We start from the raw sequence: 25456 nt of genomic DNA, 5'->3' as shown, positions 1-25456 counted from the left end.
TAAACAAGGTGCCCCGGAATCAGAAAAGGGGAAGCTGGGAGCCCCCTGTTTCCTTTATCAATAACTCTATCCTTTTCCGAAGTTCATCCCTTACACTCCTGAAGATATGAAGGACTGCTTCCTCTCCCCCATGGGCAGAGGCAGGGTCAATTATATCCCAATGAAGTCTTTTAAAGGAACCTACCGGGATCATGGCACATGTATCACGGGCATCCCCGCATAGAGTGACAACATAGTCTATTTCCTGAAGATTGATCTCTTCTATTGATTTCGACCTCTGTCCGGAGATGTCAGTGCCGACCTCTTTCATTACCTTTATGGCAAGCTGATTTACTGATGTTGGAACCGTACCGGCACTCAAGACTTCTACAGTATCTCCGCCTAAAGCCCTCCCAATGCCTTCAGCCATCTGGCTCCGGCAGGAATTGTTAGTGCATGCAAACAATATGCGCGTTTTCTTTTTCATAATTTACAGGCATTTTAATAATTTACAAACAATGGAGCAGTTTCTTGCTCCATAGACAGTCCGCACAGGGTTCTTCATTTCCATAACAATCATAGTTGAAATTATCCTTAAAATATCCACAGGAATCGTAAGCCGAGCAGTCAAGGCAGTTTGGAAAGTCAAACTTTGCAACCTTTTCCCTTAATGTGCTGTATTTTTTCCCTTTCCAGATATCAATTATATCCTGCTCATTGATATTCCCAAAACTCGTTCTGAAAGTTTCCCTCTGGCAGCCATTTACGAAATACCTGTTTTCATGGAGGACACGCAGACAGGTCGAAACATCTCCGTCCCATCCGACAAAACAGGTCCCATCCTTTATAAATTTGCACTCCCTTGTAAATTCCGGAATTATAGGAGGGTAAATCAGCTCAATATTATATTCTAAAGCAAGCTTTAAAGCATCAGAAAAAACCTTAGCAGCCTCAGCATAAATCTTGTCCCCGTCTATCTCTATCAGCCTCGGTATATTGAGGAACAGCTCTTTTTTCTTGGCTTCATTGAATGCCTTATCCATTATGTCCCAAAGAATCCCAGACAATTCATCCTTTTTATGTTTAAGGAGCAGAAAATTGAAATTTGCATATTTTTTTATATCTAATCCCTTCTCCTTAAGTTTCTCCTTTATATCCCTGTAAATGTCAAAGGAGTCATTTGACAGGGGTTCGAAAAGCTTCTTTAAATTCATATCAGGTGAGTATGGAAATATATGTGAAAATATTAAAAGCTTTGCCCCTTTCCTATGGGCAAATTCAACAACCTGAGGTATTTCGTGGAAGTTTTCCTTTGTGGCAACAAGCTCAAATCCAAGGACGGGGTTCTCCCTGCCAAGTTTCTTTTTTGCCATATTTAAAGAATCTATATTCAATTCAACCTGCTTGAAACAGGCCCCTACCCTTATGCCGGAAAAATTCTCAGGATCTACACTGTCCAATGAAATTACAAGCTTATCAAGTCCTGCCAGGACAAGTTTTTCCGCTATCTCCCCATTAAGAAGCATCCCATTTGTAGTAAACCCTGTCTTAGAAGTTTTTTTCATATTATCCTTGGCAAACTTCAAAATCTCAAGGAATTCAGGGTTCATCAGTGGCTCACCGATGCCGTTAAGGTTTACATATTCGACTTCGCGAAGGACAGGGAGAAGCCTCTTGAATGTATTGAGGCTCATATCTCCTTCCTCACCCCTCTTAAAGCTTTTGACGCACATGGCACAGCTGATGTTACAGCGAGATGTTGTCTCAACGTACAGTTTTTTGATTAGCTCAGTCATTAATGACCTTCTTACTAAAAAATAAAAACTCTTTTCACAAGTATTTTAGATATTATTCTTAAACTTCCTGTGGCGCGGAAAAATATCTTCTTTGAAACCAGAAGGCCACATTTACAAGGCTGATTAATACCGGCACTTCAACAAGGGGGCCTATCACAGCGGCAAAAGCTTCACCAGAATTTATACCAAAAACTGACACTGCAACTGCTATAGCCAGTTCAAAGTTGTTGCTTGCAGCAGTAAATGAGAGAGAGGCGGTCTTTGAATAGTCTGCCCCCACCTTCTTCCCCATATAAAAGGAAACAATAAACATGATTACAAAATAGAAAAGTAAAGGTACTGCGATTCTTAAAACATCAAGGGGAAGCCTTACAATGTACTCTCCCTTAAGGGAAAACATGACAATTATGGTGAAAAGAAGTGCTATCAGTGTAAGAGGGCTTATTAGGGGAATAAAAACATGCTCATACCATTCCTTCCCTTTTATCTTGAGGAGAGTAAAACGGGTTATAACTCCCGCAATAAATGGAATGCCAAGATAGATAAACACGCTTTTTGCTATTTCCTTTATTGTTATTTCCACAATAGCGCCTTTAAGGCCAACAAGAGGAGGAAGAACTGTGATAAAAAAATACGCATAAACTGAAAAAAACAGGACCTGGAAAATAGAGTTGAATGCGACAAGCCCTGCACAATACTCTCTGTCTCCATTTGCAAGCTCATTCCAAACTATCACCATGGCAATACAGCGGGCCAGGCCTATCATTATGAGCCCCACCATATACTCAGGATAATCTCTGAGAAAGATAATGGCCAGAAGGAACATTAAAACAGGTCCGACTATCCAGTTCTGCACAAGAGAAAGTGAAAGTAGCTTAAAATTGCCGAACACTTCACCCAGCTCCTCGTACTTTACCTTGGCAAGGGGAGGATACATCATCAATATAAGACCTACGGCAATAGGGATTGAAGTTGTTCCTACCTGAAAACCTGTTATAAGCTGGACTATCCCCGGCATCGCAAACCCAAGTCCAACGCCTATTATCATTGCAAGAAAGATCCAGAGAGTTAAAAAACGATCAAGGAACGATAATTTTTTGGTTAGTGCATCCATGATATTTTCTCCTTTATTCGCATTTATTCTTTTCTCTGCGGAATTTGTTAAGTCTCTTTAAGTCTTCAATAGCAACAGGGTCTTTTAACATCAACACCCTAAGGCATTTAAGTATTTCATCCCTTGCAAAATCATTTTCACTCCCTCTATAACCCTCATTTCCTCTATCATTAGTGATATCATTTTCTATAATCGAGTAATGCATCCATGTACCCTGCCTGCGCCCCCTCACAAGCCCTGCGTTCTTTAAATAAGCTATATGTCTTGAAACTGTAGACTGGGGCATATTGAGCACTGTCATTATGTCACAAACACATATCTCTCCATCGATTACAAGATTCATAATGCGGAGACGCGTTTCCTCAGAAAGTGCTTTTAAGATTAACGATGTTCTTTCCATATCATTTAATCCTTTAATCCTTTAATCCGTTTATACGGATATACTATTCGTTAAGACGTAACAGGTCAATACTTTTTTGGGTTTGACCGCAGGATGAACATTCTGCTATTCTTTAAAACAAATGAATAAATCCAATTTTTTTACATTGATAGTTTTCTCCGCTATTCTTTTATGCGCATCCGGCTGTACATTTAATTTTCCTCTATTCTCCGAGGAAAAGCCCCTTGAAGAAACAAAGCTGGAAGGTAAAGGAAAGTATAAAATTCTTATTCTCGATATCTCCGGAGTGATCGTATCAGAAGAAGCAGTCTATGTTTCAGGCCTCGTAAAAAAAGAAAACACTGTGAGCCTGGTAAAAGAAATATTGAGCATGGCAAAAGAAGATGACAGGATAAAAGCGGTAGTCCTTAGGATCGATAGTCCCGGCGGCACTGTAACGGCAAGCGACATCATCTACAGAGAAATACTTAAATTCAAAAAGGATACGCACATCCCCGTCTATGCCTCAATGATGGATGTGGCAGCTTCCGGAGCTTTATATATTTCAATGGCATGCGACGGCATTTATGCCAATCCCACTACAGTGACAGGAAGCATTGGTGTGATATTTGAGAATATAGATCTTACGGGACTTCTCGACAAACTTGGAATTAAGGACAGGACGGTAAAGTCAGGGGATAAGAAGGACATGGGCTCGCCCTTAAGGAGCGCATCTGAAGAAGAGCTAAAGATAATGAAGGACATCACTCTTGACCTTTACGGAGAGTTCCTCAATGCCATATCAGCAGGCAGGCCGAAGCTCGCACGGGCTGAAATAGAAAGGCTTGCAGACGGCAGGATATATTCAAGCCGTCAGGCGCTAAATGCAGGGCTTATTGACGGGATTTCATATCTTGATGAAGTAATAGAAAAAGCTAAAAAGAATGCAAATCTCGAAAAAGCAAAAGTTGTAATGTACCAGCGGCCGGATTCATACAGGAACAATATTTACTCTCTATCCCAGAACACCCCCATGTCCTATGAGGGTGTCAGCCTTTTTGAGTGGCGCAAACTCTCAGAGCTTCTCTCGCCAAAATTCATGTACATCTGGGAACCGGGAGTAGGAATATTGCCATAGCAGCAACTATTACTCGTATTCTTTTTTAACTTCTTCCCCTGTTAGTTTCCCATTTCGATAATACTTAACATTGACCTCTTTATAGTTTCCTTTTTTTTCTGATGGAGTTGCATATACTTCTTCATTCAATCCATCTTTTGTTGTTCGGTAGTATTTAACAGGTGTGCTTCTATGCGAAGATTCTTTAGAAGCATAATCAATGATGTTCCCGATAATTCCACCTACAAGAGCGCCTCCCACTGATCCTAACAATACGCCTTTCCATGGGTTTCCATCGCTCGCAATAAGGCCAAGCAAACCGCCGCCCAGCGCCCCTATTCCTGCACCTGCCTTTTCCCTTGTAGTTAAACGATCAAAATACTGACATCCGCTTACAATCAGTGTCATGACCAACAATACGCTTAATATCTTCATAGCCATCTCCTTTAGTTAAAACTGACTTTAAAGATGGTTCATTCCTGACTTAAAATTAATTTATATAGATTAAAATTTCAAGCACCCCAACTCTAAAGTCTAACTTTATTTCAACATATTTTTATTTGTTGATGCAGAGTAGATTAAATCATTGACAGTCTGTAGCTATTGCCCGGGTAATTGTTCAGATATTTTCAACTTGATTAACTCTGATTATCAAGATAAAAATAAAATTCAGAAACAATTATTTTAAGGGAGATATTGATGCGTACGAGATTAAGACTGTTGCCGTTGCTAATGTTGTCATTGTCCATCTTAACCGGATTATTTTTATTATGCCCGGTTGAAACCTCTGCGGAAAACGCTATTTCATCAAATTTAGATGAAGCAATTTTCACCCTTGATGCTCCAAAACTAAAGGCAGAAGCGGAAAAATTAAAAGGGGTTACAAACCCTGAAGGGGTTGCTGAGCTTGGGAAAATATATTTCAAGCTTGCAGAATATTATGAGCTTAAATCTCCGGATAATAAGGGTGCCGACTGGGATGAATCGGAACTCTACGTGAATTTAGCACTTGAAACACTAAGAAAAGCCGGCAGTTTTGAGAAAGCCACTTTTGATACGCATTTTTACCTTATGAGGACACTGATTTACAGAGTAAGGCATTATGGGGGAGGCATGCTTGATGTAATGAAGATAATGCCCTTAACCAGTGAAGCTACAAAAGAGGTTGAAACAATGGCAAAGCTCGAACCAGGGAATCCCTTAATTTCTTTAGCCAGGGGGATTCAGGCCCTCTACAAACCTGAGTTCGTAGGAGGAGGAATAGCGCCTTCAGTTGCTGAACTTGAAAAAGCATTAAAATCATCTCCTGATAATTCTGAAATACTTTACTGGCTGGGCAGGGCATATTCATATACCGGGGCAAAGGGAAGAGATTCTCAGAAGGCAAAGGAGTATCTTGAAAAGGCCATGCAGGTTAATCCAAAGGACAACAGGTTTAAAATGGAGCTTCAGAAAATAAAAATCTGAAGTATATAAATGAAAAAAAGAATTTTTTGTCTAATATTAATTGTTGCGGCAATAATTGCATTTCAAACTAGACTTGCCCAAACAGAAGAAATACAACAGCCGGCATATAAGGGCATAGCTTCATCAGAACTTAATGAGAAGCTTTCAAAAGATGCATCCCTTTTTATACTGGATGTGCGGACCGAGGCTGAGTATAACGACGAACATATTGCCGGAGTAAAAAAGCTTATCCCATTAGATCAGATTGAAACCCGAATCGGTGAACTTGAAAACCTTAAGGACAAAGAAATAGTCGTATATTGCAGAAGCGGGAGGCGTAGCGCTGCTGCTGCACAAACTCTAAGCACAAAGGGGTTTACCAAAGTCTATAATCTCACCGGCGGAATCATAGATTACAAGGAGAAAGGCTACAAGACAGAGAAGATTCTTAAACCAGCAGAATAGTAAAAAGGCTACCTGCTGTTTAGGAGCAGAAGATTGCCGCTTTCATTCCAGAAGATATTCTGGATTGCATCAAGTAGACCGTAGAAGGTATCAGGATTTTTCGCAGATACGGGAATTGCGTCTTCATGAGCCAAACAGATGTTCTTCACCATCTGACCATCAAGCCTGTCTATCTTATTAAAAACAAGAAGGATGGGCTTTGTGTTAAGCTCAAGGTCGGAAAGTATTTTGTTCACCGAGATTATGTGCCGGTCATATGAGCTATTTGAAATGTCAACTATGTGGAGGAGGAGGTCTGCATCTGCAAGCTCTTCAAGGGTTGCGCGGAAGGCATTTATAAGGTCTGGGGGCAGGTCCCTGATAAATCCTACTGTGTCTGTTATTATTACCTCCCTTTCCCTTGGAAATCTCAGTCTTCTCGAAGCAGGGTCAAGCGTTGCAAACATTTTCTCTTCAGCTCTAAAACTGCTCTTTGTAAGGTTGTTTAAAAGAGTTGATTTCCCAGCATTGGTGTAGCCTATTATTGAAATTACAGGCACTCCGGTCTTATTCCTCTTTGACCTCTGGACAGCCCTTTCCTTCCCAAGCACTTTTATCTTCCTTTCAAGAAAGCTTATCCTTTCCCTTGCGCGACGTCTGTCAACTTCGAGTTTTGTTTCACCGGGGCCCCTTCCTCCGATCCCTCCCATAAGCTGCGACATCTCTACCCCTTTTCCTGCAAGGCGAGGAAGCGTATATTTTAACTGTGCAAGCTCAACCTGAATCTTTCCTTCACTGCTGTGGGCGCGCTGGGCAAATATGTCGAGGATAAGTTGGGTGCGGTCAATGACCTTCATGTCGGCAAACTCAGCTATTGAGCCTGCCTGTGCAGGGCTTAAATTCTGATCAAAGATAAGAATATCCGCTTCAAGCTGCATACAGCGTGTAACAAGATCAGCAAGCTTCCCTTTCCCCAGGAGAAACTTCGGGTTGAAATCATGCACCCTCTGGATCACTGAATCCACAACTTCAACGCCGCTTGTTTTGGCAAGCTCCTTAAGCTCCTCCATAGAATACTCTGCATCTGTGAACCTGTCCCTTGCAACAGAGATAAGTATTGCCCTGTCCCGTCCTGCCGATTTTCTCCCCGAAGGAGTCTTTCTTGCAAACTCTTCTTCAAGTGATGAGATAAGCTCCCTGAAGTTGACATTGACATTGGCCGGATGCGCAGGCTCTATGAAATTCCAGTTGGAACCGTTCTTATTATATGGAAGAAGGTGAGCAGCCCTTAAGATAATAGGAAGACCGTCTGCACCAACCTCTATTGAGGCAACAAGATCTAATCGGAGAAGAGCAAGGTCTGTGAGATCATCGTGGCTCAATGGTTCATTTTTTAAATGCGTGTGGACAAGGCGAAGCCCCCTGAATCTTTTTTCCCCTTCGCGTGTTCGCCCAAGACCAGGAAGCATCACACTTCCCGAATCTCCCACAACCACATACTCGATCTCGCCTTTCCGGTTAATGAGGACACCAACCTGCCGGCGTAATTCAAATGATATTTCGGAGATAGCCCTTGCAAGCTCAGGAGATACTATTTTATCAGGAGGGGTTCTGCGCCTGTATAGTTTTTCAAGCTCATTTACTGTTGCTGCTTTAAGACCTGTGGTGTTGCCATAAACTTTTGTACTTATCTTCTTTCACCTCCGCAATAAATCATATGATTTATTGCCATCACAATTTCAACATTTCTACAGCTTTTTCAATAAGCAGGGAAGCTCTTTTTTTATCAGATGCCTTTGCAGAGATAGTGACCTTTATTTTCGTATCCTTTGAAAATTTATCCGGGCGGGACTTGATATAAACTCGCGGGATTTTTTTCATGGCTCGCTCGATAAGCGGTGCAAGTTTTGACTCATCCCTGAATGGAGTTAATATCGTTTTCTCAACGATTGCAGCTCCTAAAGTCTTTTCCTTGAGCAAAGGCAAAACAGAATTCACCATTATATCTTTCATCTCTTTTGGTACTCCGGGAAGCGAAACTATGGTTGTTTTTCCAAATCGCACCAAAATTGCAGGAGCTGCTCCTACATTGTTTGGAAGCGGTATTCCACCCAGAGGCATAAATGCCATCTTTTTTCTCTCTGAAGTTAAACCCTGAGAGCTTACAGCTCCTTCTTCAAAGAATTTCCTGTAACTTTTTCTAACCTGTGCCAGGGCATCTTTGTGAATTGCATGCTTTCTTTTTAATGCCAGAGACAACGCCTCTGATGTCTTATCATCGAAAGTCGGGCCAAGTCCTCCTGTTATTATAAGAAGAGAGGGTGAGCCTTTTAGCGAAAGCCTTATCTCTTTAGATATGGCATCAAGATCATCTTTAACCGTAGAACGGTGCGTTATCTCAAAGCCTTTCTTTGAAAGCATCCCTGAAAGCCAGTGGGAGTTTCTGTCAAGAACTCTGCCGCTTAAAACTTCATTGCCCACTGCTATGATATTGGCAGACAATAATTCTCTGGCGTCCATAACAATTTTTCTTATTTAAAGTCTAAACAAGCGTTATCCTGCATGTTTCACCCGGTTCAACTTTAATCTTCAATTGTACCATATTGGCAAAATTCTCCCACACCGGGATACACCATTTATTGCAGACATCACCCCATTTAATGCTGTAAGTCCCCACGGTGCTGTTCTGGTATTCCAGGATACTTTTGAATGGACATGGGACAGAGCGTTCGTTTTCCTTTATGTCTATATGCTCATAGAGCTGGTATGAACAGCTTGTTCTCTCAAAATTAGCCCATAGGAAAATATCTTTCCCCATTATGGGAATTGCATTTTTCACATACTTTTCTATCATCGGGGCAAGTGTCGAAGAGTAGTGGTCTGCGTGTTCCTTGGCAAGCCCTTTTTTCACGGCAAAGTCTAGGTTCCTCAAATGAACCCTCACAAGCCCGTCATAAAATTTTACAGGGTATGGGCTTGTAGTGTCATAGGTCTTGATCAGCTCCTTTATCCCGTCTGCAAGGTCGTCCCTCTCCATTATCTTCTCATCAAGCCAGGCATCAGCACTGCCGGGAAGATTCATAATTGCGAGCGAAGAAAGAAATCCTATGCCTAAAGCCTTCTTTGTGAAACTCCTGCGCGATACGGATTTATTATTATCAATATTCATGATTTTTCTCCTTTATTACGCTAACTTAACGCGACATTCTTCGCCGGGAATGATTTCAAGTTTCACACCTATATCTTTTGCTGCGCCGTTCCATGCGGGAACGCACCACTTGTTGCAGACATCCTTCCACTCGTATTTGAATGTTCCGTTATATTTGCCAATCCATTCCTTGCAATCATCGAGCTTCCCTTTATAGGGACATGGGAACGAACGCTCTCCCGGCTTTACGTTTATCCTTTCAAAAAGCTGATAGGAGGTGGTAGTTTCTTCAAACAATCCGCGCAATGCCTTTTCAGGACCATCCTTCTCAACCGCCAGCTTAATTCCCTTGAAAACAGGGGCCATGGTCATAAGGTAATGGTCAACGTAGTCCTTCTCTATCCCCAGGGGAATGCAGAAATCAAGGGCTGAAAGCACTGCCTTGGTTATTGTTTCATTGAACTTGTGCGGATAGGGGGCTGTACTGTCATAGGTGGTATAAAGGGATTTGAGCGCATCACTGAGATCATTACGGTTTAAGAATCTCTCATTTTTCAATGAAAACTTCATCTTGTTCGCCATCACCTTTTCAGGCAAAGCCAGCGCAGTCAAAACTGCGAGCGCTCCCCCGCCTTTCAATGCTTTCTCAGTAAAACCTCTTCTTGAGATAGAATCCATAACCATTCTCCTTATTGTGATTTCTTAAAACAATAATTTCCCAAGTTTGTTTCCCGCTTCCTCACTGCAAAGGTTAGGTATGTCAGAAAGTATGCGCGGTGTTGCCTTCTTAAACATGGAACGGAACATCTCCCCGACCTGTTTCCCCTCTTCGATTATTGCCTTTTCCTTTAAAACTGGGATGCTTTCAAAGCTTCTCACAAACTCCCTGTAAAGCGCGCAATAATCAAGTACCCAGGGTAATGTTATACTCCTTGATGACTCAGAAAAATCTCCTGCCATCATTCCCCCTGATGTATAATCGCCAAGCATCGGGTTTCTCACACCCGAAAGCAGTCCTTCAAGTCCGTCATGCTTTTTCCGCAACTTCATCACAGGCTCGCAGAACACAGCCCTGTAAGCGGGATCCTTTGAAAGGAGGAAAAGATCGGCATTCAGGTGGTCATATTTTCCACAATGGAATGAAGCCTCCATTGCAAAAACAGGAAGCGGGATATTCGATGAAGGCCTGAAGGCAGCTACGATAAATTCGCATTCATCTACGATACTCTTGTTTTTGATGTTTTTTACCCATCCATTTTCAAGCGACATGACAGTCACTTTTTCCAGAGGAATGGAAGAACTTTTACTCGTGTAAATTCTAAGCCTCAGCTTCTCATTATTCTTTTCAGCGACCACAACCTCTTCACTCTTCATCATTCTCAGTACATCTTCGAATAGGCTTGCAAATTTGTGCTTGAATTCTTCAGGACCCATGGAATCCCCTTATTCTTTTTTTAGTTTTCAGGTTTGGCAGTTCCGCGGCAGGCGCATGTAGTTTTAAGCCTAAGCGGAACTGCCAAACCTGCGTTCTCTAATTATAAATCATATTCACATGACTGGTAGCTTCCCCGTTAGGCACCTGCTGTTTAGTGCCAGAGCGGGACAGCCAAGCCTGTCTCAATTATCCCTTTATTAACATTAAGCCTGTAAAACTGAACTCCTGACATCTATCTTTGCCGGATCAGCATTCCCTATTCCCATTTTCTCCGCAGACCATATATGACCTGCATGTTCTGTCGTTATTGCCGGAAGTCCTTTTTCTTTTCTCCTGTCATTGATGAGATTGTAGCCTGTAAAATCTGCGGCAACCCTGTCAGTGCTCATTATGATTTTGTGGTTTACTCCTTGCGGATCCACATGGGCGCTTCCTTCGTAGATTCCCATCAACGCATCAAGGACAACAAGCTTGGTCTTCTTCATAAGCTGCTCGCTGAAATTTACCTCGGCAATCTGTGGGTCTGCGCGATGCGCATGCATCTTCTCCACCACAGAAGGCATGTCAGCCTGAAATATGCCAAATGTAGCCTGCTCTGAAAGATTGATTGTGCCGTACATGTTCTTTAGCGAAAGCGTCACCCCTGTAAACTCGGCAGATTTAAGCACCGGAACATTTATGAGATAGTCTATCTGCTGGGAAAGTATCTTGCTGTGATGTCGCTCGATGTTCTCGGATTTGATGTAAACCTTGGCATCCATGTCAAGGCACTGCCTGTACACATCCATGGGGTCGGCCGGCTGGACTTTTATCCGGTTGTTGGGTCCCACCAAACCATGATATGTACCGTAACAGCGGTATCCTTCATCAGTGGTATTAATCTTGTAGCCTGCATCGGTAAGGCACTTTTCAAGGTTGTCCCAGATAAGTATGTTCTTCTTGTTGATACCCGCATCTACCATGCTGTCGACAATCGCGAGAGCCACCTGCGGATGCGCCGGTATTCTCTTGTTGATGGTATTGACCTTTAACCCAATAACCTCTTTTTCTTTTAAATCAGGGAATATCTTAAGCCATGCTTCTTTTATTGAACCTGTACCGGTTATCGCTTTTATCCCCTCATCCACCATGGCTCTTACCCGGACACCATCTATTACAAAACCATCAGTAATAGACTTCGTGTCTTTTATAACTGATACTATGGACTTTGAAGGGGCAGCACCCGCAACATCTCCGGCGCGGGAAAGCAGTCCCATAGGATTTAAAGAAAGTGCGGCTGCAGCAACGGTTGATGTTTTGAGGAATGTCCTTCTTGAAAGAGGAGAATCAAGGCTTACCTTTTTATCTTTTTCATTCATATCTTCTTTCATATATATGCTCCTTTTATTGCGCTTTATTATTGTGCCTTATTGTTGCGCATTTTTTATGTCATTGTAGGCTTTGATCACAACCTTGCTGAACTTCTGCTTGTAAAATGGATTTTCGCCGGCAGGAAATTTTATTTCTTCTGCTGCTTTTTCAGGCGGGATATTCTGGTCAACGTAACTTTTTACTTTTGCCCTGAATGCGACAAGCTTATCTATTGAGTCCTGAATGTCTTTTTTACTAGCAGTATAAACCGTTGAACCCATTGCTGCCAGATGTCCGCAGACCATCTTGTCTATATCGAGTTCCTGCATTTTTTTTAGCGATGCTATCTGCCTGTCAATATTGCCGTCATCCCTGTAATCAGGAAGCCCCGAACCTTTTATGAAAAGGTCTCCGCTGAAAAGCACTTTCTCTTTTGGAAGATAAACGATGATGTCTCCTGCCGTATGGCCGCCGCCGAAGAATTTAAGCTCAATTGTCTTATCTCCCATCTGGAGCGTCTTTTCATTATCAAAGGTTATATCCGGAGGGGTGAACTTGAATTCTCCCAATGCCTTTAGCTGTTCATCAACTTTTCCCGCATCCTGGTCTGCTTTCCTCTGGGCTATTACCTTTGCAGTAAATTCATGGGCTATTATGTGTGCCTGAGGAACAAATACTTCATTCCCCCCCACATGGTCAGTATGCCAGTGGGTGTTTATTACATATTTTACAGGCTTGTCAGTTACCGCCTTTATCTCCTTTAGTATCTCGCTCCCAAAATATGGGGAAAGAGTTGTATCCACCACGACAACACCTTCGTCTGTAACGATAAAACCGCAGTTCGAAAACCCGAAGTCAGGTATTACATATACCCCTTTCGCGATTTCCTTAGCATGTCTTTCCTCTGCATGACAGGGTACCTGAAAGGCTGAAATCAAACACAGACATAAAACAGGCATTATAAGTTTGTAAAATTTCATCATGCGCTCCTTTAAATCATTAAAATTCGAACCCCAGCTTTTTCATAAGTTCATCAATGGATTTTTTGCTGACTTTTGGGTAGGACTGCTCCCTTGCATATTCTTCTGCATTGCCAACTGCCATTTCCAATATTCCATCAGGAACATCTTTCATCATCGCCTTTGCCTCATCATCCCATTCCATCGTGAACTTCACCCCTTCAAGGTCAGCCTTTTCCTGAGGGGCTTTTTCAATAACAATCTCCCCTTTTTTTCCTTTCCAGAAATCAGAATGGGAAGGCTTTGTCATCTCCCTTGAAAGCTTGATATCCATACGCATGTCATCCATAAGCTCAACAATATAATGGAGCATGTTGTAGGGAACTATCACTAGCATCTCTTCCTTTTTTATCCTGTTGTGCATTCTCCCGCCAAAATCCCCGGGCGTATAAACTATGTTGCGCTCATACCATGGTGTTGCAAAAAGGGATGCGCATAGAGATGCGCCTAATTCGCCGTAAGGAAAGGCTCCGTCGCGGCATGTCACAGAGCCTGCTACATTATTAGCCTGAAAAGGTGTGCAGACAACTACCACCCATTCTATCTTCACATCTTCCGGAACTTTTAAAAGAGGCGCAGCAGCAATCCCTTTTACAAGGCCTTGAGGTAAAGAATATGATGCGCCTTTATTCCGCATCGCGGCTTCTTCAGTAAAGAAGTTGCTTGTTCCGGAAAGATAATGCCCGGTTGTTATCTCAGATTTCCCCGGCAAAATCCCCGCATGGTGCACGCCTACAAGGCAGTCGTTGTGGGTTTCATCAAAGTAAACCATCTTCCCTTCATCCATGGCATAGCGGACTATGGAGCAGGGGCAGTCCTGCACCGGTTCATAACCGGGAAAGGGCTTGTCCTTTATAAATGAAATGGCAACAGGATTTCCCCTGACTTTTATCTTGTTTACAAGGGCGTCATTTACTCTCTGTAAATCTTGCTTTATCTCCTGCATGGCACCTCCCTGAAAAAAATTTAATGGCTCTATTTAATAACTCTATGAATTGATGTGTGAAAAAAATACTTTACCAAGGATAGAAACTAATTTGAACATTTTAGAAAAATAATCAACAAAAAAATGTTTATTTTGTGTGATAAAAAAGAAAGGGAAAATCTTTGAGAAGAGAATGTTTCTTATTAGTTCAAAACTATGCTTGTGACTTTCTTTTCATTTGAAAACTTGCTCTCATTTCCTTCGGAATCAAAGGCTGTGATTCTGTAGATTGCCTCGTAAAAAGAAGAGCTAAGAGTCACATTATCCTTGCTGTCAGTAAACGCAGTTGTGGCAGGATCATCAATGGATTTGATTATGGTGAATGTATTATCTATTCCGGCTCTGTAGCGTGCCTTCCTGTAAATATTATAGCCTGCTATATCTCCGGAGGAAACATCCCATGTAAGAGTTACCACAGGAGGATTGGTTTCTATTCCTCCTGAAATCTCATTCTCCGAAAAATTAGTAACAGTCGCGTGAAGATTTTCCGGTGCGCTTATGGTTACCCCGGAATTATCTATCCGGAATGTCTCGGATACTCTCCCTGCCCCGTCTATCTTTTCCCCGGTTGTAATCTCATATTCTGGAACTACTTTCACCTGCACGTGTCCTGAAAAATTTTCTGTCGCAGTATCAGATAAAGTGTCCCATACAACTGTTCTAAACGTACCTGCCTTAGGTTTAACTCCGGTCGTTGTTGTTATTACAGTCCATCCTGCATCAGGATCAGTAGTAGGATTTTTCCGGTATTCTATCCTGACATCAGAATGGTTTTTCTTTTTAGCATCTGCAAGTTTATATTTCACGGAAACTTTCCCATTGTTCTCAGGAACAACTTTCACGTCCAGTATTTCCGGAACTGTCATGCTGGTGTCAGATACAACCACCGCCTGATAGGTAGTAAAGGGCAAAGTTCCATTTGCAGAAATAGTATCATCACCGTTGACAGAAAGATCATCTGTTGCGGAAATGAATTCGTACTTTTTACTTTTCTTGTTCTTTTCTATTTTATATAGCTGCAAATCCGTAGCGCTAACACCCAAAGCGTCCACTGCATCCGCATAATAAGGAACTGTTAATGTGCCGGTAAAGCTCTTAGGAGCGTTCGCACTCAGCGATGACACTGCATCCACTGTCACAGGAGGTCCAACGGCAATTACAGTTACTTTCGAGTTAACTTTATCAAGCTTTGTTCTGGAAGGCGCTTTCATGTCTATGGACACATTGGGCGGTTCCTCGACCTTTACTTTAATTATCTTCCAGTTATCATCTATCTCAATATCTGTAAATGTAGTGATTATGGGTAATCTTGCTTTTTTGAAGTAAAACCCCTTTGCCCCGAATTTTTTTGGAAGTGTATAATTTTTGTATTTCAGGTGCTTTATAAAATAAATTGGGAATTTATCAGCAATACCATCTTCATCGCTATCGATATAAAGAGTAAGTATATTGGAATGTGTCTTGTTCGCTCTAAGCGAAGGCCTTGTCAAAACAAATGGCAGGGCTTTCTTTTTACTTTCTGAAGGCAGAAGAGTCACACGTCCTCTAATGATCTTTGTAGTGTCGCTTGTGGGTTTGACTGTCAGTATCCTGCGGTTGCCGTTTTGATCTTTCTTAATCTCTCCGGCATTATCGATCTGAAGCAGAATGAACTTTCTTTCCTTCTCGCTGTTTAGAAGCCCATTTTCTCCAAAACTAACACTTGCCTTGTAGAGCGGGCTTGTAGGGTCGGAAATCAGGACCTCTCCGCCCAGGCCGCCTATTCTGAGACTGTTTTCTCCTTTTTTATATATTTTTCCATAAAGCGGGACCGTACTCATTGCCGCCATTAAAACATATATCAATGCCGTCAGAATAAATCTGCTCCGTATTTTGGAATAAATTGATTTCATAGATATTTATATTTTCCTTATATCAAGCAGGTTTGTACTTGGTAGGAAAAAATAATCAACTAAAATATTTTTTAAAGCCATAAAAAAAGGAGGTGAAGCGGATTAACGTTTCACCTCCCTGTAAGAAAAAAACTACGGTTCGTTATTCCGTACCGTAATATCCATAGCTTCCAAACACTATACTTGCAACATGCAGCTTCTTAGCATATTTGCTCTCATTTCCTTCAGCATCGAAAGCCGTTATACTATAAAATGCCTCAAAGAAAGCCGCATCAAGAGTACCATTGTCTTTGCTGTCTGTAAAAGTGGTAGTTGCAGAGCTATCAATAGTCTTGATTACCTTAAGAGCATCTTCTATCCCGTTCTTAAAACGCGCCTGTCTGTAAATATTATAGCCCGATGCAGTATCTACTGCATTCCAGTTTAAAACGACCTGAGGCGGAGTATCTATGTCGTTTGAAATTACATCTTCAACAAAGTTTACAACAGTTCCCTTAAGACCTGTGGGAGCGCTGATTGTTATTCCTCCATTATCTACGCTGAAAGTGCTGCTTACTCTCCATGCTCCGTTGACTGATGTTGAATCTATTTGCTGGCTCGGAGTTACTCTTACCTGTAAAAAACCTGTAAAATCCGAAAGGTCGGCAGATGAATCCCATGTAAATGTCTTGCTCTTTTTTGAATTTGGTTTTACGCCAGTTAGTGTTTCGATCTCTGTCCATCCTGTGTTATCAGTCACAGGGCTTTTTCTGTATTCGATCTTTACATCACACGGATCACTTTCCGCATCGGAAAGAATATATTTAATTTCTACTTTGCCGCTTTTTTTATTTTCAGCGCTTAGACTCAGAATCGCCGGGAGAGAATTTGTCTCGCTAGAAGATGGTGCAACAACCAGATAGGTTCCGAAATCTAGTGAATAGGTCTTGGTCTTGGTAACAACGTCTTCCCCTGTGGTAATAACCTCAACCTCAACAAGATTTTTGGCAGAAATCGTTGCAGTATCTAAATTATTAGAAATGGTTGCAGTGATAACAGGTTCAAAGTTCTTGCCATTTTGTTTATATAAAAGAAGATCGTCGATGTTTATTCCAAGTGCACTTACCACACCAGTGTAATAGGGTACTTCTATCGTGCCGGCAAAAGAACCGGGGGCAGTTGGGTTATTTGAAACTCCCAGTAAAGTGTTAGTAGCAGAAAATGTAACCGCAGGTCCAACTGCAACTACCGGACTATTTTTTGCTTTAAAATTTGACGGTGCATTAAGGCTTACAGAAACCCTCGGAACCTGAAGAACCTGAATAAGGACTACTTGAGCGCCATTCGGGAGATTCTCAGGAAGGTCTGCAGAAGTGGTAAAAACAGGAAGCCGTATATTCTTAAAATATACCCCTTTTGCTCCATAGGCTTTTGACAGTTTATAGTTTTTAAATTTTACGTCTTTAATGAAATATGTTGGAAATTTTTCTCCATGAAGTACTCCATACTTGTCCTGAACACCATCTGTATCTATATGCAAAACAATAATATTATCATGTTGTTCATTGGCTGTTATCATTGAGGCATAGGTGTTCTCAGAAGGGAATACGATATCTTTAAAAATAGTCCCCTTCTTTTTTTTCGGTTTAAACGCCACAGTTCCCATGAGGATACTTGTTGTATTCTTTGACGGCATAACTTCAAGAATCCTCGGATTGCCATCTTTATCTTTTTTAATTTTTATCGCATTATCTATCTGGTAAAGAGTAAAGCTCCTGTCGTCAAGAGAACCAGTATTTTTATTACCAAGAAAATCGCTTGCACCAAAACTTATTCCTGCTCCATACAGAGGGTTAGTCGGGTCAGAAATTGCAACTTCACCGCCAAGCGAACCAATGCTAAGGCTGTTCTCCCCTACCCTGAACAAAAGGTTTTCGCTCTTCTTTGCCGCATCTGAAGGCGCTGCAGCGATAAGCATCCCAACCCCTGTTAAGACTGACAATAGAATTAACCATATGAGTTTTTTAAAATCTTTTAGTTTCATATAATGCTCTCCACATTATTTTTTTTAGCAGCCAAAACTATCCCTGTCACCTTTATATTATTGATTAGAAATTCCATGATAATCCCAGCTCATACCGGGCAACCGTTGATGGAATCAGCCCCACTTCATAGTAACTTTTGCTGAAAACATTTTCTATTGCAAATTTCAGTTTCATTTTTTCATTATACAATGACTGTACAAACGATAAATCCCAAACCCAGTGTTCAGGCTGTTTTATGGCGCCGCCAACCCCGTAAGGAGTCTTGTATAATGTAGTGCTTTTGAATCTGCCGCTCACATTGGCAAGAAGACCAAAGGGGAATTTGTAGGAAGCACCGACTCTTGCCGTATGAGTAGGAACATCTACAAGCTTCTCGCCGGGCCTTTCGAGAAGATCAAGAGGAACGGCTTTTCTTTTTCCGCCGGTCGCATTGGCACCCAATGTCGGCGTTGGAGCAGACCCCTGAGAAAAATCAAATGGATTGGGGTTTCCTGCAACTGCCCTGGTAAAAAGATAACTTACGCTCAGCATAAGGTCAGGAAGCCACGGGTTTGAAACATCAAAGTTAGTGTCAAAGCCCTGATATGCGGAACTGCCTCTGTTAACCCATGTAAAGCCCCTCTGCGAGTTCTCAATTAAGAATTTTTTATCAATTACAGTACCGTCTGCACGCACAAATTTCTTCTTAGTGTAGTATTCAACGATGCGGTCTATTTCCCTTGCAATATCATTTCCTATAATTTCCCTGTTCTTCTGATAAATCTTGAAGAACTGCAGATTGCTGGGATCTCTGAGGTCTATATACTTGGGATTGGTTGCAAGGAATGGAATCGGTATTTCCGCATCTGAATAATCAGAGTAGAAATATGCTATATCTCCGCTTAAATACTTTGTAAGGAACTTAAGCCCCATTTCGTATGACCATGTTGTTTCATATTTCAGATTAGGGTTGCCATAATATTTGTTATTTTCGCCGCCAAGAAAATGTATGTGGCTATATTCAGGCGCCCTGAAAGCCCTTCCGGCTGAAGCCCTGAATGATGTACCCGGGGCAATTTCATAGTTGATTGCAACCCTCGGCGAGAACTCGTCATCCCAATCATCAAAAAAAGATGTAATCTGTTCCCATCTGCCGCCAACATTAAGGTTTAATGGCCCGAACTTCTGGACATCCTGAAAATAGAGGGATGTGAATTTTCTGTGAATTGGCGTTCTGTCAAACTGCTGAAGCCCGAGATTCTTTGAAGGAGGAAGATCAACCTTTTCCCATCTGTACTGCTGGCCTATTGTCAAACCGTTCCCGTCGGGCTCTAATATGTCCGAGCTGTAACTCAACGAATTATCCATGCTCCATGTTTTGGAATAATAATGGAAAGGGTTAGGGTTAAGCGGCACGCCTGTAGCTCCATAGAAATCTATGTCATCCTGCGGGTCTATGCCGTGTTTCACCAGATAACCACCTGTATGCACTGTTGTATAGTTGCTTGATGCAAAGAACATGTCAGCAATATCAGTCTGTTTTGCGAGGCCTATCTTAAGGCTGTATTTAAGTTTAGGAGTGATCTCCCAGTCATCGATTATGTTTGAATAGTCTCTCCTGTTGTTTGTTACGAGTATTATTGTCGGTGCAGTAAAAACGCCGAACGGGGAAGGACCATGTCTGAAAGAATAACCTCCCGTAACCCTGAGATAATTCCCTTTGAATGGACTTAATCCGAACGACGACTGGAAGTTATAGTTCTCCGTATCATCGAGGTCACTCGTATCTGAAAGCCTGTTAATGTTCTGATTAAAGAATGGAGGAGCATTGACTTTGGCTTTCGGGTCATAATCAGGATAACCAGGATAGTTGACCTTTATGTATTTTAGTTTTGCCGGTTGAGTAGTAATTTTTGCTTTTTCAGCATAAGTTACCCCTTTTGAGAAGAGATATGAGCCGCTTATCGTATAATCCCATTTATCTCCGCCCCAACTATGGAACACGCTGTATGTTTGTGTCCAATCCTGATTTGAACCTGTCCTGTGCTGAAAAGTGCTTATGCCTGTGTCAAACCTGAATACGGCATTTTTTCTTCCTTTTTTGGTGATTACATTGATAACGCCCGCCTGTGCATTTCCACCATAAATAGCTGATGATGCACCCTTCATTACCTCAATTTTTTCTATTGATTCCGCATCAAAGTCTGAAAGGTCTGCGGTTCCAACCCTCGGGCTTTGTTGAGGAACACCATCTATCAGAAGAAGGACCCTGGTGCTGTTAATCGGTGAACCCTGTCCGCGCAGTTTTATGATTTTCTTTGAACCGGGACCCCCTATGCTCTCCATCTGTACGCCGGGGGTGTTTTTCAGTATGGCGCCAGCATCATCGGCTCCTGCGATAGTTTCAAATTTCTTCGATGAGACCATAGAAAGAGAAGCCGTAGCTCTTGAGATTGGCACGCTCAGCCTCTCACCGGTGACTACAGTTTCCTCGCCCTGGACAGCTTCAACTTCTTTTAGTGTGAGAGTAATGCTATTGGGCTGTTCGCTTGTTACTACTACATTTTTTGCTTCGACAGGATTAAATCCGAGGAATTCAGCCCGTATAGTATAATTGCCTTCAGGAAGGTCTATCTCAAATTCGCCTTTCTCATCTGTAAATACCATCTCGTTTCTGCCTACAACGTTGACAGTTACTCCCGGCAGAGCAGATTTTGATTTTGCATCAACTACTTTGCCGACTACTTTGCCTGTATCCGCTGATGAGATATTGGCGACGAGAAAAACAAGAAGAAAACTTAAAGAAAAAAACAACCCCCATTTTTTCAGCATAGCTACCCCTTCCTGAATAAATACGGTTCTGAACTTTTTTTATTTGAAAGGCAAACTGCAAAACTGAACAAATGAGGATATCTCTCAACAGAGGGAGATTGTCAACAGTTTTCTGAATATACTGAAAAAATGTTCACTTCATGGTTTTTTTTATTCTTCTATCTTCTCAAGCTCAAATTCTACAAAGTTTTGCAAATCCGGACAATTGGCCATAACCTTTGCATTCTTTTCTGAAAAGAAAGGGTCTTTTTTGAAAAGCATGTTGCGGAGTTTAATCACAATATTCACACAGGCATCAACACAAAGGCCTTCCGGCGTATAAAGCGACATAATAAATTCATCGCCGATTTTGTGCCCTGCCCTGCATTCTCCCTTGATTCCTACCACAGTGGCTTTAATAAACGGACCTTTTTCTATATTTTCATTACGCGGCATTTCCATTTTCCTCCAAGATTGTTTTAATCTTTATTACATTATACTTTCCGGTTATGCAAGTTTACGTTAAAGACATGACCGAGCAGCAGGTCTTTGCATAGCGGATTTCAATGCCCAGTTCTCCCGCAAGTTCTATCGCCTCATCAGAATAGACGGCTATCCGGTTTGCACCTGCAAGAATGGCATACTTTTCTAACTCTATTCCCATCCTGTTTCTTGGATGTTCACAGCCTAAAGATATCTCAGTCTGTGGAAGGCTTAACCTCGCATAAGCCATAAGCCTTGCAACATCATCGACCTCAGGGCTTTTGCATTCCTCCATTGGAGTGCCGGCAAAGGGCGTAAGAGTAACTATCACAAGTGTAGGAGGATTATATTTCTTAAGCATGTTAACAGCTTCAAACTCTCCTTTTATCTTTCCGAAATCAAGACCTGCAACGATGTGGGGAACCATCGGGAGTTGGGCTTTATAAAGGGCATCCAGTGTTTTGTCTATAACGCCGGTGCCGTTTTCCAGATGATATACGTTTTTTAAAGTCTCGGAGTTTCCAATTACATCTGTCAGCGCCTGATCAACGCCTGCTTCTTTCAGAAGAATGGCAGTCTTTAAATCAAGAAATCCCGTATGGATAGAAACATGAAGTCCTGTTTCTTCTTTTATTTTTCTTATTGTGCCGGCAAATCTTTCCCAGCCGACCCTGCCCAGTGAGTCGCTGCCGCCTGTAAGGAGGACTCCAAGATTGCCTCCCTTTTTAAGTCGCTTGCATACAGAAAGGAGGTTTTCCCCGGAAGTCGCCTCGATCATAGGCTCAAGCACCTTTCCCCGGCAATGCTCGCAGGAAAGAGTGCACTCCCCCCCTGACACAGAGACAGCAGGATAAAGCCCTGTTTCGCTTCCGCACCTTATCATGCCGGGCAGATAGAGGGTTATCTTCTTCCCAAACCTCTTCCATGAGAGAAGCCTTGCCTCTTCGAGAAGACCATCTAAATTTCTTTCAATAGTTCCTAACATTCTAACCTAGTTTACAATTTATTGGTTTGGCAGTTCCAGCGGCAGCCATCTCAATCACATCTCTAATATTGAAATATCTCCTTCTTTATCCTCTCAATATCTTCTGCTTCAGGCTTAAAGGGGAAACTCCTGATATTGTCGCCGGGAAGGCTGTCGCCATAAGGCCTGTTGCATGCAACTTTGCCATTTTTCCCTGTGCATCCGCTCGTCATAAAAGGAATGCCGGTTTCAATTATGTTTTCCAGTGTTTTTAAATGTATCCCAAATCCAAAAACCTCATCATTTCGAAATGTAATACTGTCATCTTCCACATTCTCTTCATCTATAAGGTATCTTGCAAGCTGTAACCTTCTATATTTTCCCATTGGCGGCTGTGCCACTTTATCAAGGGGAGAGTTGTCTTCTGCAAAGAAAGAGAAAAGATGGGTCTTTGCTCCCATGCCTCTTATTTTGAACATGGTTTCAACGAACTGCTTTTCAGTCTCGCCAAGCCCCACCATCATGTGAATCCCAACATTCCCTTTGCCGAACACATCAACCGCCTCATCTATCGCCTGCCAGTAACGCTCCCATTTATGGGGCCCATTTACTTTGCTTCCGCGGAATTTATCAAATATCAGCTCGTCCGCAGCATCAACGGCAATACCTACTTTGTCAGCACCGAGAGCTTTCATTTCTTTCATATCAGTTTTATTAACTATGGTGGGGGAAAGAAGTATTGATACCGGAATATCGGAAACACCCTCTTTGAGTTTTCGCAGGATTGCCTTAGTGTCAGAGACAGCGCGGCTCTCTGTTATCATGGAAATGCAGATTCTTCTTACGAGTCCTTTCTTTCCTGAAATGGCGCTTATCACGGTTTCGAGTTTCAAGATAGGCCATTCAACTTTTATAAAAGATTTTTCGTTATACTCGCCGTCACGCGCCTTTGAAAGGCCGCAGTATGCGCACCTTGCAATACATCCCGTCTTATAATTGAGGAGGATATTTATGCATGAGTTTACGGCACCCCTCCAGAAAAGCCCGGGCTTAAGGTCAAGTGCCATGGCGGAGGCAAGGCTTAATTTTACCGTCCCAGGGCTTTCAAGTTCAACAGGTTCAATCATCATTTTTCCCTCATTCATTATCAGTTGTTGCTAAACTCCGGCAGTTTATACTCTGCGTTTAAGAAGTTCTCCCTTGCTAACTGCCGTAGTTTAACAAAGTATTAACTATAAACTATTGAGTGGATTGGCAGTTCCAGCGGCAGGCACCTGCTGTTTAGTGCCAGAGCTGGACTGCCAATCCATTACCCCAACAAAGTTTTTTATACGCAGTTCGCACTTGCCTTAAGTATCGCCTCAGTCAGCGTAGGGACATCAACTCCGAAGATAAGGTCTTTCTTCCACACTTCATTTAAAGCCTTCTCTATGTCGTCTTTTTGAACGGCAGTATATTTAAGATTCGATTCAATGAGATTTAAGTCTTTCCCTGTTGAGAAAAAATCGCCTGTTATCATAAGATTGTCAATCACACCGCCCGCAAGGGAGATATAGACCTGAAGAAGTCCCCCCGGAGTTTTAAGCAAACCTTCTCCCATTTTGTATTTAGGATGGCGTTTGGAGAATATCCATTCATCTGACTTGTATCTTTTTTCTTCAAACCAGAGACATTTCTGCTTTTCCCATGGCGAAAGAGAGCTTTCCTTGAACTCTATTTCAAATTCATCCTCATAGCATTTCCTGATAGTCTCCATCACATCAGCAATCTCTATTTCATGCCCCAGCTCTGTTTCCATGGTGGTCATTCTCTGGCTGAAACAGTTATATCCCTTGTCATATATCTTTTCCGCAGGGGTTTTCATTATTTCAAGCATGAGGGGTATGTCAAAATCAATAAGCAGGCTCGTATGAAAGAGAATCGCATCGCCCACATCAGCAGATGCAGAAAGCCCCGCAACTTTTTTCCCATTTACCTCAAGGTCGTTCTTTGGGCGGAATGTTGCCTCTATCCCGTACTTGCCCAACGTTTTAATGAGTATCCTACTCATCACATCAAAAATCCCGCGAATCCCGCCTGTCATCTTTGGGTGCTTTAAGGATATGCCGAAGCCTAAGGCTACTGCCTTTTTCGCCATTATAACCGTACCGCCGCCTGTGCTTCGTCTGTTGTAGTGGATGCCAAGCTCATCACAGCGGTCAATCTTTAGCGCAGCCTTTATGTCCTGATATTTCCCGACTATTGCTGAAGGCTGAAATCTGTAAAGATGAAGTATGGGAGGCGAATTTTTTTCAATCACCGAGAATGGCAGGGTGTCGTCAACTGAAAGCCCCACACCGGGCGAAACCTGCCGGTCATATTCTTTTATGTAGCGCCACTTTTCCAATTTATTCTTTCCTCATTTATTTTCCAAGATGAGATTGCTTCGCTTTGCTCGCAATGACTCTAGGGGTTGTCATCGCGAGCGAACAACGTGAGCGTGGCGATCTCATCCTTAATTTTTTTAAATGCATGTGATGTGAGCATTTTCGAACCGATCGCTGACAAAGCATGCCGCCAAATATTGCAATTCCTACTTACTCCTTGGCGCCCTTAGCTTTTAGATCTTCTGCTCTCTTAATTTCGGATTTGATCCAGTCAACAACCTTATCACCATGAATTAAGTTTGCAAGATCTTCCTCTAAGCTTGAAGGCTCAATGACAAGTACCCATCCTTTGTTGTAAGGGTCTTTGTTAATGAGTGTATTGTCCTCGTCTAACTCTTCGTTTATCTCTGCAACAGTTCCGCTTACAGGGGCAACAAGCTTTCCAATCCATTTCCTTGTCTGAATCTTTCCGCATACTTCACCCTGTTCAACGTCGTCGTCCTCGTCGGGGAGATCCACATAAACAACTGCTCCTGCCTGGGACTGGAAGAAATCTGTCATCCCCACTCTCACCTTGCCGCCTTCAACTTTTGCCCAGCTGTGCTCTGAGTGGTAGTAAAGCTCGTCGGGCATTTCGAAATTTTCGATCTTGGACATGGTATTCCTCCTAAAAAATAAAATTCCGCTGGAACCTAAAAATTAAACCCAGCCTTTTTTATCTTTTC

At 42.2% G+C, this 25456-nt stretch carries 24 protein-coding genes; 3 read left to right on the top strand and 21 right to left on the bottom strand.

From position 1 onward, the window contains the following. Nucleotides 1-19: 19 nt before the first annotated feature. Genes HZA77_04900 through HZA77_04885 form a run of 4 tightly spaced genes read right to left on the bottom strand, consistent with a single transcriptional unit; the run spans nucleotide 20 to nucleotide 3289 of the window. Nucleotides 20-466 carry an arsenate reductase ArsC gene (locus HZA77_04900; protein MBI5374748.1) on the bottom strand — a complete coding sequence of 149 codons (447 nt, stop codon included), beginning with the start codon at nucleotides 464-466 and terminating at the stop codon, nucleotides 20-22. A 22-nt stretch (nucleotides 467-488) separates the two neighbouring features. Continuing rightward, on the bottom strand, nucleotides 489-1775 hold the full coding sequence (locus HZA77_04895; GenBank protein ID MBI5374747.1) for a radical SAM protein: 1287 nt from the start codon (nucleotides 1773-1775) through the stop codon (nucleotides 489-491). Nucleotides 1776-1833: 58 nt separating this feature from the next. Beyond that, entirely contained in the window at nucleotides 1834-2889 is a 1056-nt protein-coding gene (gene arsB / locus HZA77_04890; protein ID MBI5374746.1) for an ACR3 family arsenite efflux transporter, read from the bottom strand. A 13-nt stretch (nucleotides 2890-2902) separates the two neighbouring features. Further along, nucleotides 2903-3289 (bottom strand): winged helix-turn-helix transcriptional regulator, encoded by a 387-nt coding sequence (locus HZA77_04885; protein MBI5374745.1) that lies wholly within the window; start codon nucleotides 3287-3289, stop codon nucleotides 2903-2905. A gap of 121 nt (nucleotides 3290-3410) precedes the next feature. Here HZA77_04885 and sppA point away from each other — a divergent pair, with 121 nt between their 5' ends. Then, a complete protein-coding gene (gene sppA / locus HZA77_04880; protein MBI5374744.1) occupies nucleotides 3411-4406 on the top strand; it encodes a signal peptide peptidase SppA in 996 nt (331 codons plus the stop codon). A gap of 9 nt (nucleotides 4407-4415) precedes the next feature. On the opposite strand, the gene HZA77_04875 is transcribed toward sppA, so the two are convergent. Beyond that, entirely contained in the window at nucleotides 4416-4820 is a 405-nt protein-coding gene (locus HZA77_04875) for a hypothetical protein (GenBank protein ID MBI5374743.1), read from the bottom strand. 264 nt (nucleotides 4821-5084) lie between these two features. Between HZA77_04875 and HZA77_04870 the strand changes: the two genes are divergently transcribed. After that, nucleotides 5085-5852 (top strand): hypothetical protein, encoded by a 768-nt coding sequence (locus tag HZA77_04870; GenBank protein MBI5374742.1) that lies wholly within the window; start codon nucleotides 5085-5087, stop codon nucleotides 5850-5852. Nucleotides 5853-5861: 9 nt separating this feature from the next. Continuing rightward, on the top strand, nucleotides 5862-6296 hold the full coding sequence (locus tag HZA77_04865; GenBank protein ID MBI5374741.1) for a rhodanese-like domain-containing protein: 435 nt from the start codon (nucleotides 5862-5864) through the stop codon (nucleotides 6294-6296). An 8-nt stretch (nucleotides 6297-6304) separates the two neighbouring features. Here the strand turns inward: HZA77_04865 and hflX are convergent, their stop codons facing one another. The 16 genes from hflX to HZA77_04785 form a co-directional block, all read right to left on the bottom strand. Then, complete coding sequence (hflX, locus tag HZA77_04860; GenBank protein ID MBI5374740.1) at nucleotides 6305-7966, bottom strand: GTPase HflX; 1662 nt, start codon at nucleotides 7964-7966, stop codon at nucleotides 6305-6307. 40 nt (nucleotides 7967-8006) lie between these two features. Next, entirely contained in the window at nucleotides 8007-8795 is a 789-nt protein-coding gene (locus HZA77_04855) for a competence/damage-inducible protein A (protein ID MBI5374739.1), read from the bottom strand. Nucleotides 8796-8817: 22 nt separating this feature from the next. Further along, complete coding sequence (locus HZA77_04850; protein MBI5374738.1) at nucleotides 8818-9444, bottom strand: hypothetical protein; 627 nt, start codon at nucleotides 9442-9444, stop codon at nucleotides 8818-8820. A 15-nt stretch (nucleotides 9445-9459) separates the two neighbouring features. Further along, complete coding sequence (locus HZA77_04845) at nucleotides 9460-10101, bottom strand: hypothetical protein (protein ID MBI5374737.1); 642 nt, start codon at nucleotides 10099-10101, stop codon at nucleotides 9460-9462. Between the two features lie 24 nt (nucleotides 10102-10125). Next, a complete protein-coding gene (locus HZA77_04840) occupies nucleotides 10126-10857 on the bottom strand; it encodes a hypothetical protein (protein MBI5374736.1) in 732 nt (243 codons plus the stop codon). A gap of 204 nt (nucleotides 10858-11061) precedes the next feature. Then, on the bottom strand, nucleotides 11062-12228 hold the full coding sequence (locus HZA77_04835) for a DUF362 domain-containing protein (protein ID MBI5374735.1): 1167 nt from the start codon (nucleotides 12226-12228) through the stop codon (nucleotides 11062-11064). A 36-nt stretch (nucleotides 12229-12264) separates the two neighbouring features. Then, nucleotides 12265-13191, bottom strand: a complete 927-nt coding sequence (locus tag HZA77_04830; protein MBI5374734.1) for an MBL fold metallo-hydrolase — start codon at nucleotides 13189-13191, stop codon at nucleotides 12265-12267. Between the two features lie 16 nt (nucleotides 13192-13207). Continuing rightward, on the bottom strand, nucleotides 13208-14173 hold the full coding sequence (locus HZA77_04825; protein ID MBI5374733.1) for a DUF169 domain-containing protein: 966 nt from the start codon (nucleotides 14171-14173) through the stop codon (nucleotides 13208-13210). A 182-nt stretch (nucleotides 14174-14355) separates the two neighbouring features. Beyond that, complete coding sequence (locus tag HZA77_04820; GenBank protein ID MBI5374732.1) at nucleotides 14356-16104, bottom strand: hypothetical protein; 1749 nt, start codon at nucleotides 16102-16104, stop codon at nucleotides 14356-14358. Nucleotides 16105-16246: 142 nt separating this feature from the next. Further along, the gene (locus HZA77_04815; GenBank protein ID MBI5374731.1) at nucleotides 16247-18127 is read right to left on the bottom strand and encodes a hypothetical protein; all 1881 of its coding nucleotides are present in this window, start codon (nucleotides 18125-18127) and stop codon (nucleotides 16247-16249) included. Between the two features lie 64 nt (nucleotides 18128-18191). Beyond that, complete coding sequence (locus tag HZA77_04810) at nucleotides 18192-20939, bottom strand: TonB-dependent receptor (GenBank protein ID MBI5374730.1); 2748 nt, start codon at nucleotides 20937-20939, stop codon at nucleotides 18192-18194. Nucleotides 20940-21089: 150 nt separating this feature from the next. Further along, entirely contained in the window at nucleotides 21090-21374 is a 285-nt protein-coding gene (locus HZA77_04805; GenBank protein MBI5374729.1) for a TIGR04076 family protein, read from the bottom strand. Between the two features lie 61 nt (nucleotides 21375-21435). Then, nucleotides 21436-22386 carry a hypothetical protein gene (locus HZA77_04800; protein MBI5374728.1) on the bottom strand — a complete coding sequence of 317 codons (951 nt, stop codon included), beginning with the start codon at nucleotides 22384-22386 and terminating at the stop codon, nucleotides 21436-21438. A 62-nt stretch (nucleotides 22387-22448) separates the two neighbouring features. Further along, nucleotides 22449-23495 (bottom strand): radical SAM protein, encoded by a 1047-nt coding sequence (locus tag HZA77_04795; GenBank protein MBI5374727.1) that lies wholly within the window; start codon nucleotides 23493-23495, stop codon nucleotides 22449-22451. A gap of 197 nt (nucleotides 23496-23692) precedes the next feature. Then, nucleotides 23693-24751, bottom strand: coding sequence for a hypothetical protein (locus HZA77_04790; GenBank protein ID MBI5374726.1), 1059 nt, complete (start codon nucleotides 24749-24751; stop codon nucleotides 23693-23695). Nucleotides 24752-24941: 190 nt separating this feature from the next. After that, complete coding sequence (locus HZA77_04785; protein ID MBI5374725.1) at nucleotides 24942-25388, bottom strand: glycine cleavage system protein H; 447 nt, start codon at nucleotides 25386-25388, stop codon at nucleotides 24942-24944. Between the last annotated feature and the right edge of the window lie 68 nt (nucleotides 25389-25456).

It is taken from the genome of Candidatus Schekmanbacteria bacterium (assembly GCA_016219965.1).
In the GTDB taxonomy this organism is placed as follows: Bacteria; Schekmanbacteria; GWA2-38-11; order GWA2-38-11; family J061; genus JACRJM01.
Note: the sequence above shows the minus strand (reverse complement) of the source record. Positions and strands in the feature narration are given on the sequence as shown.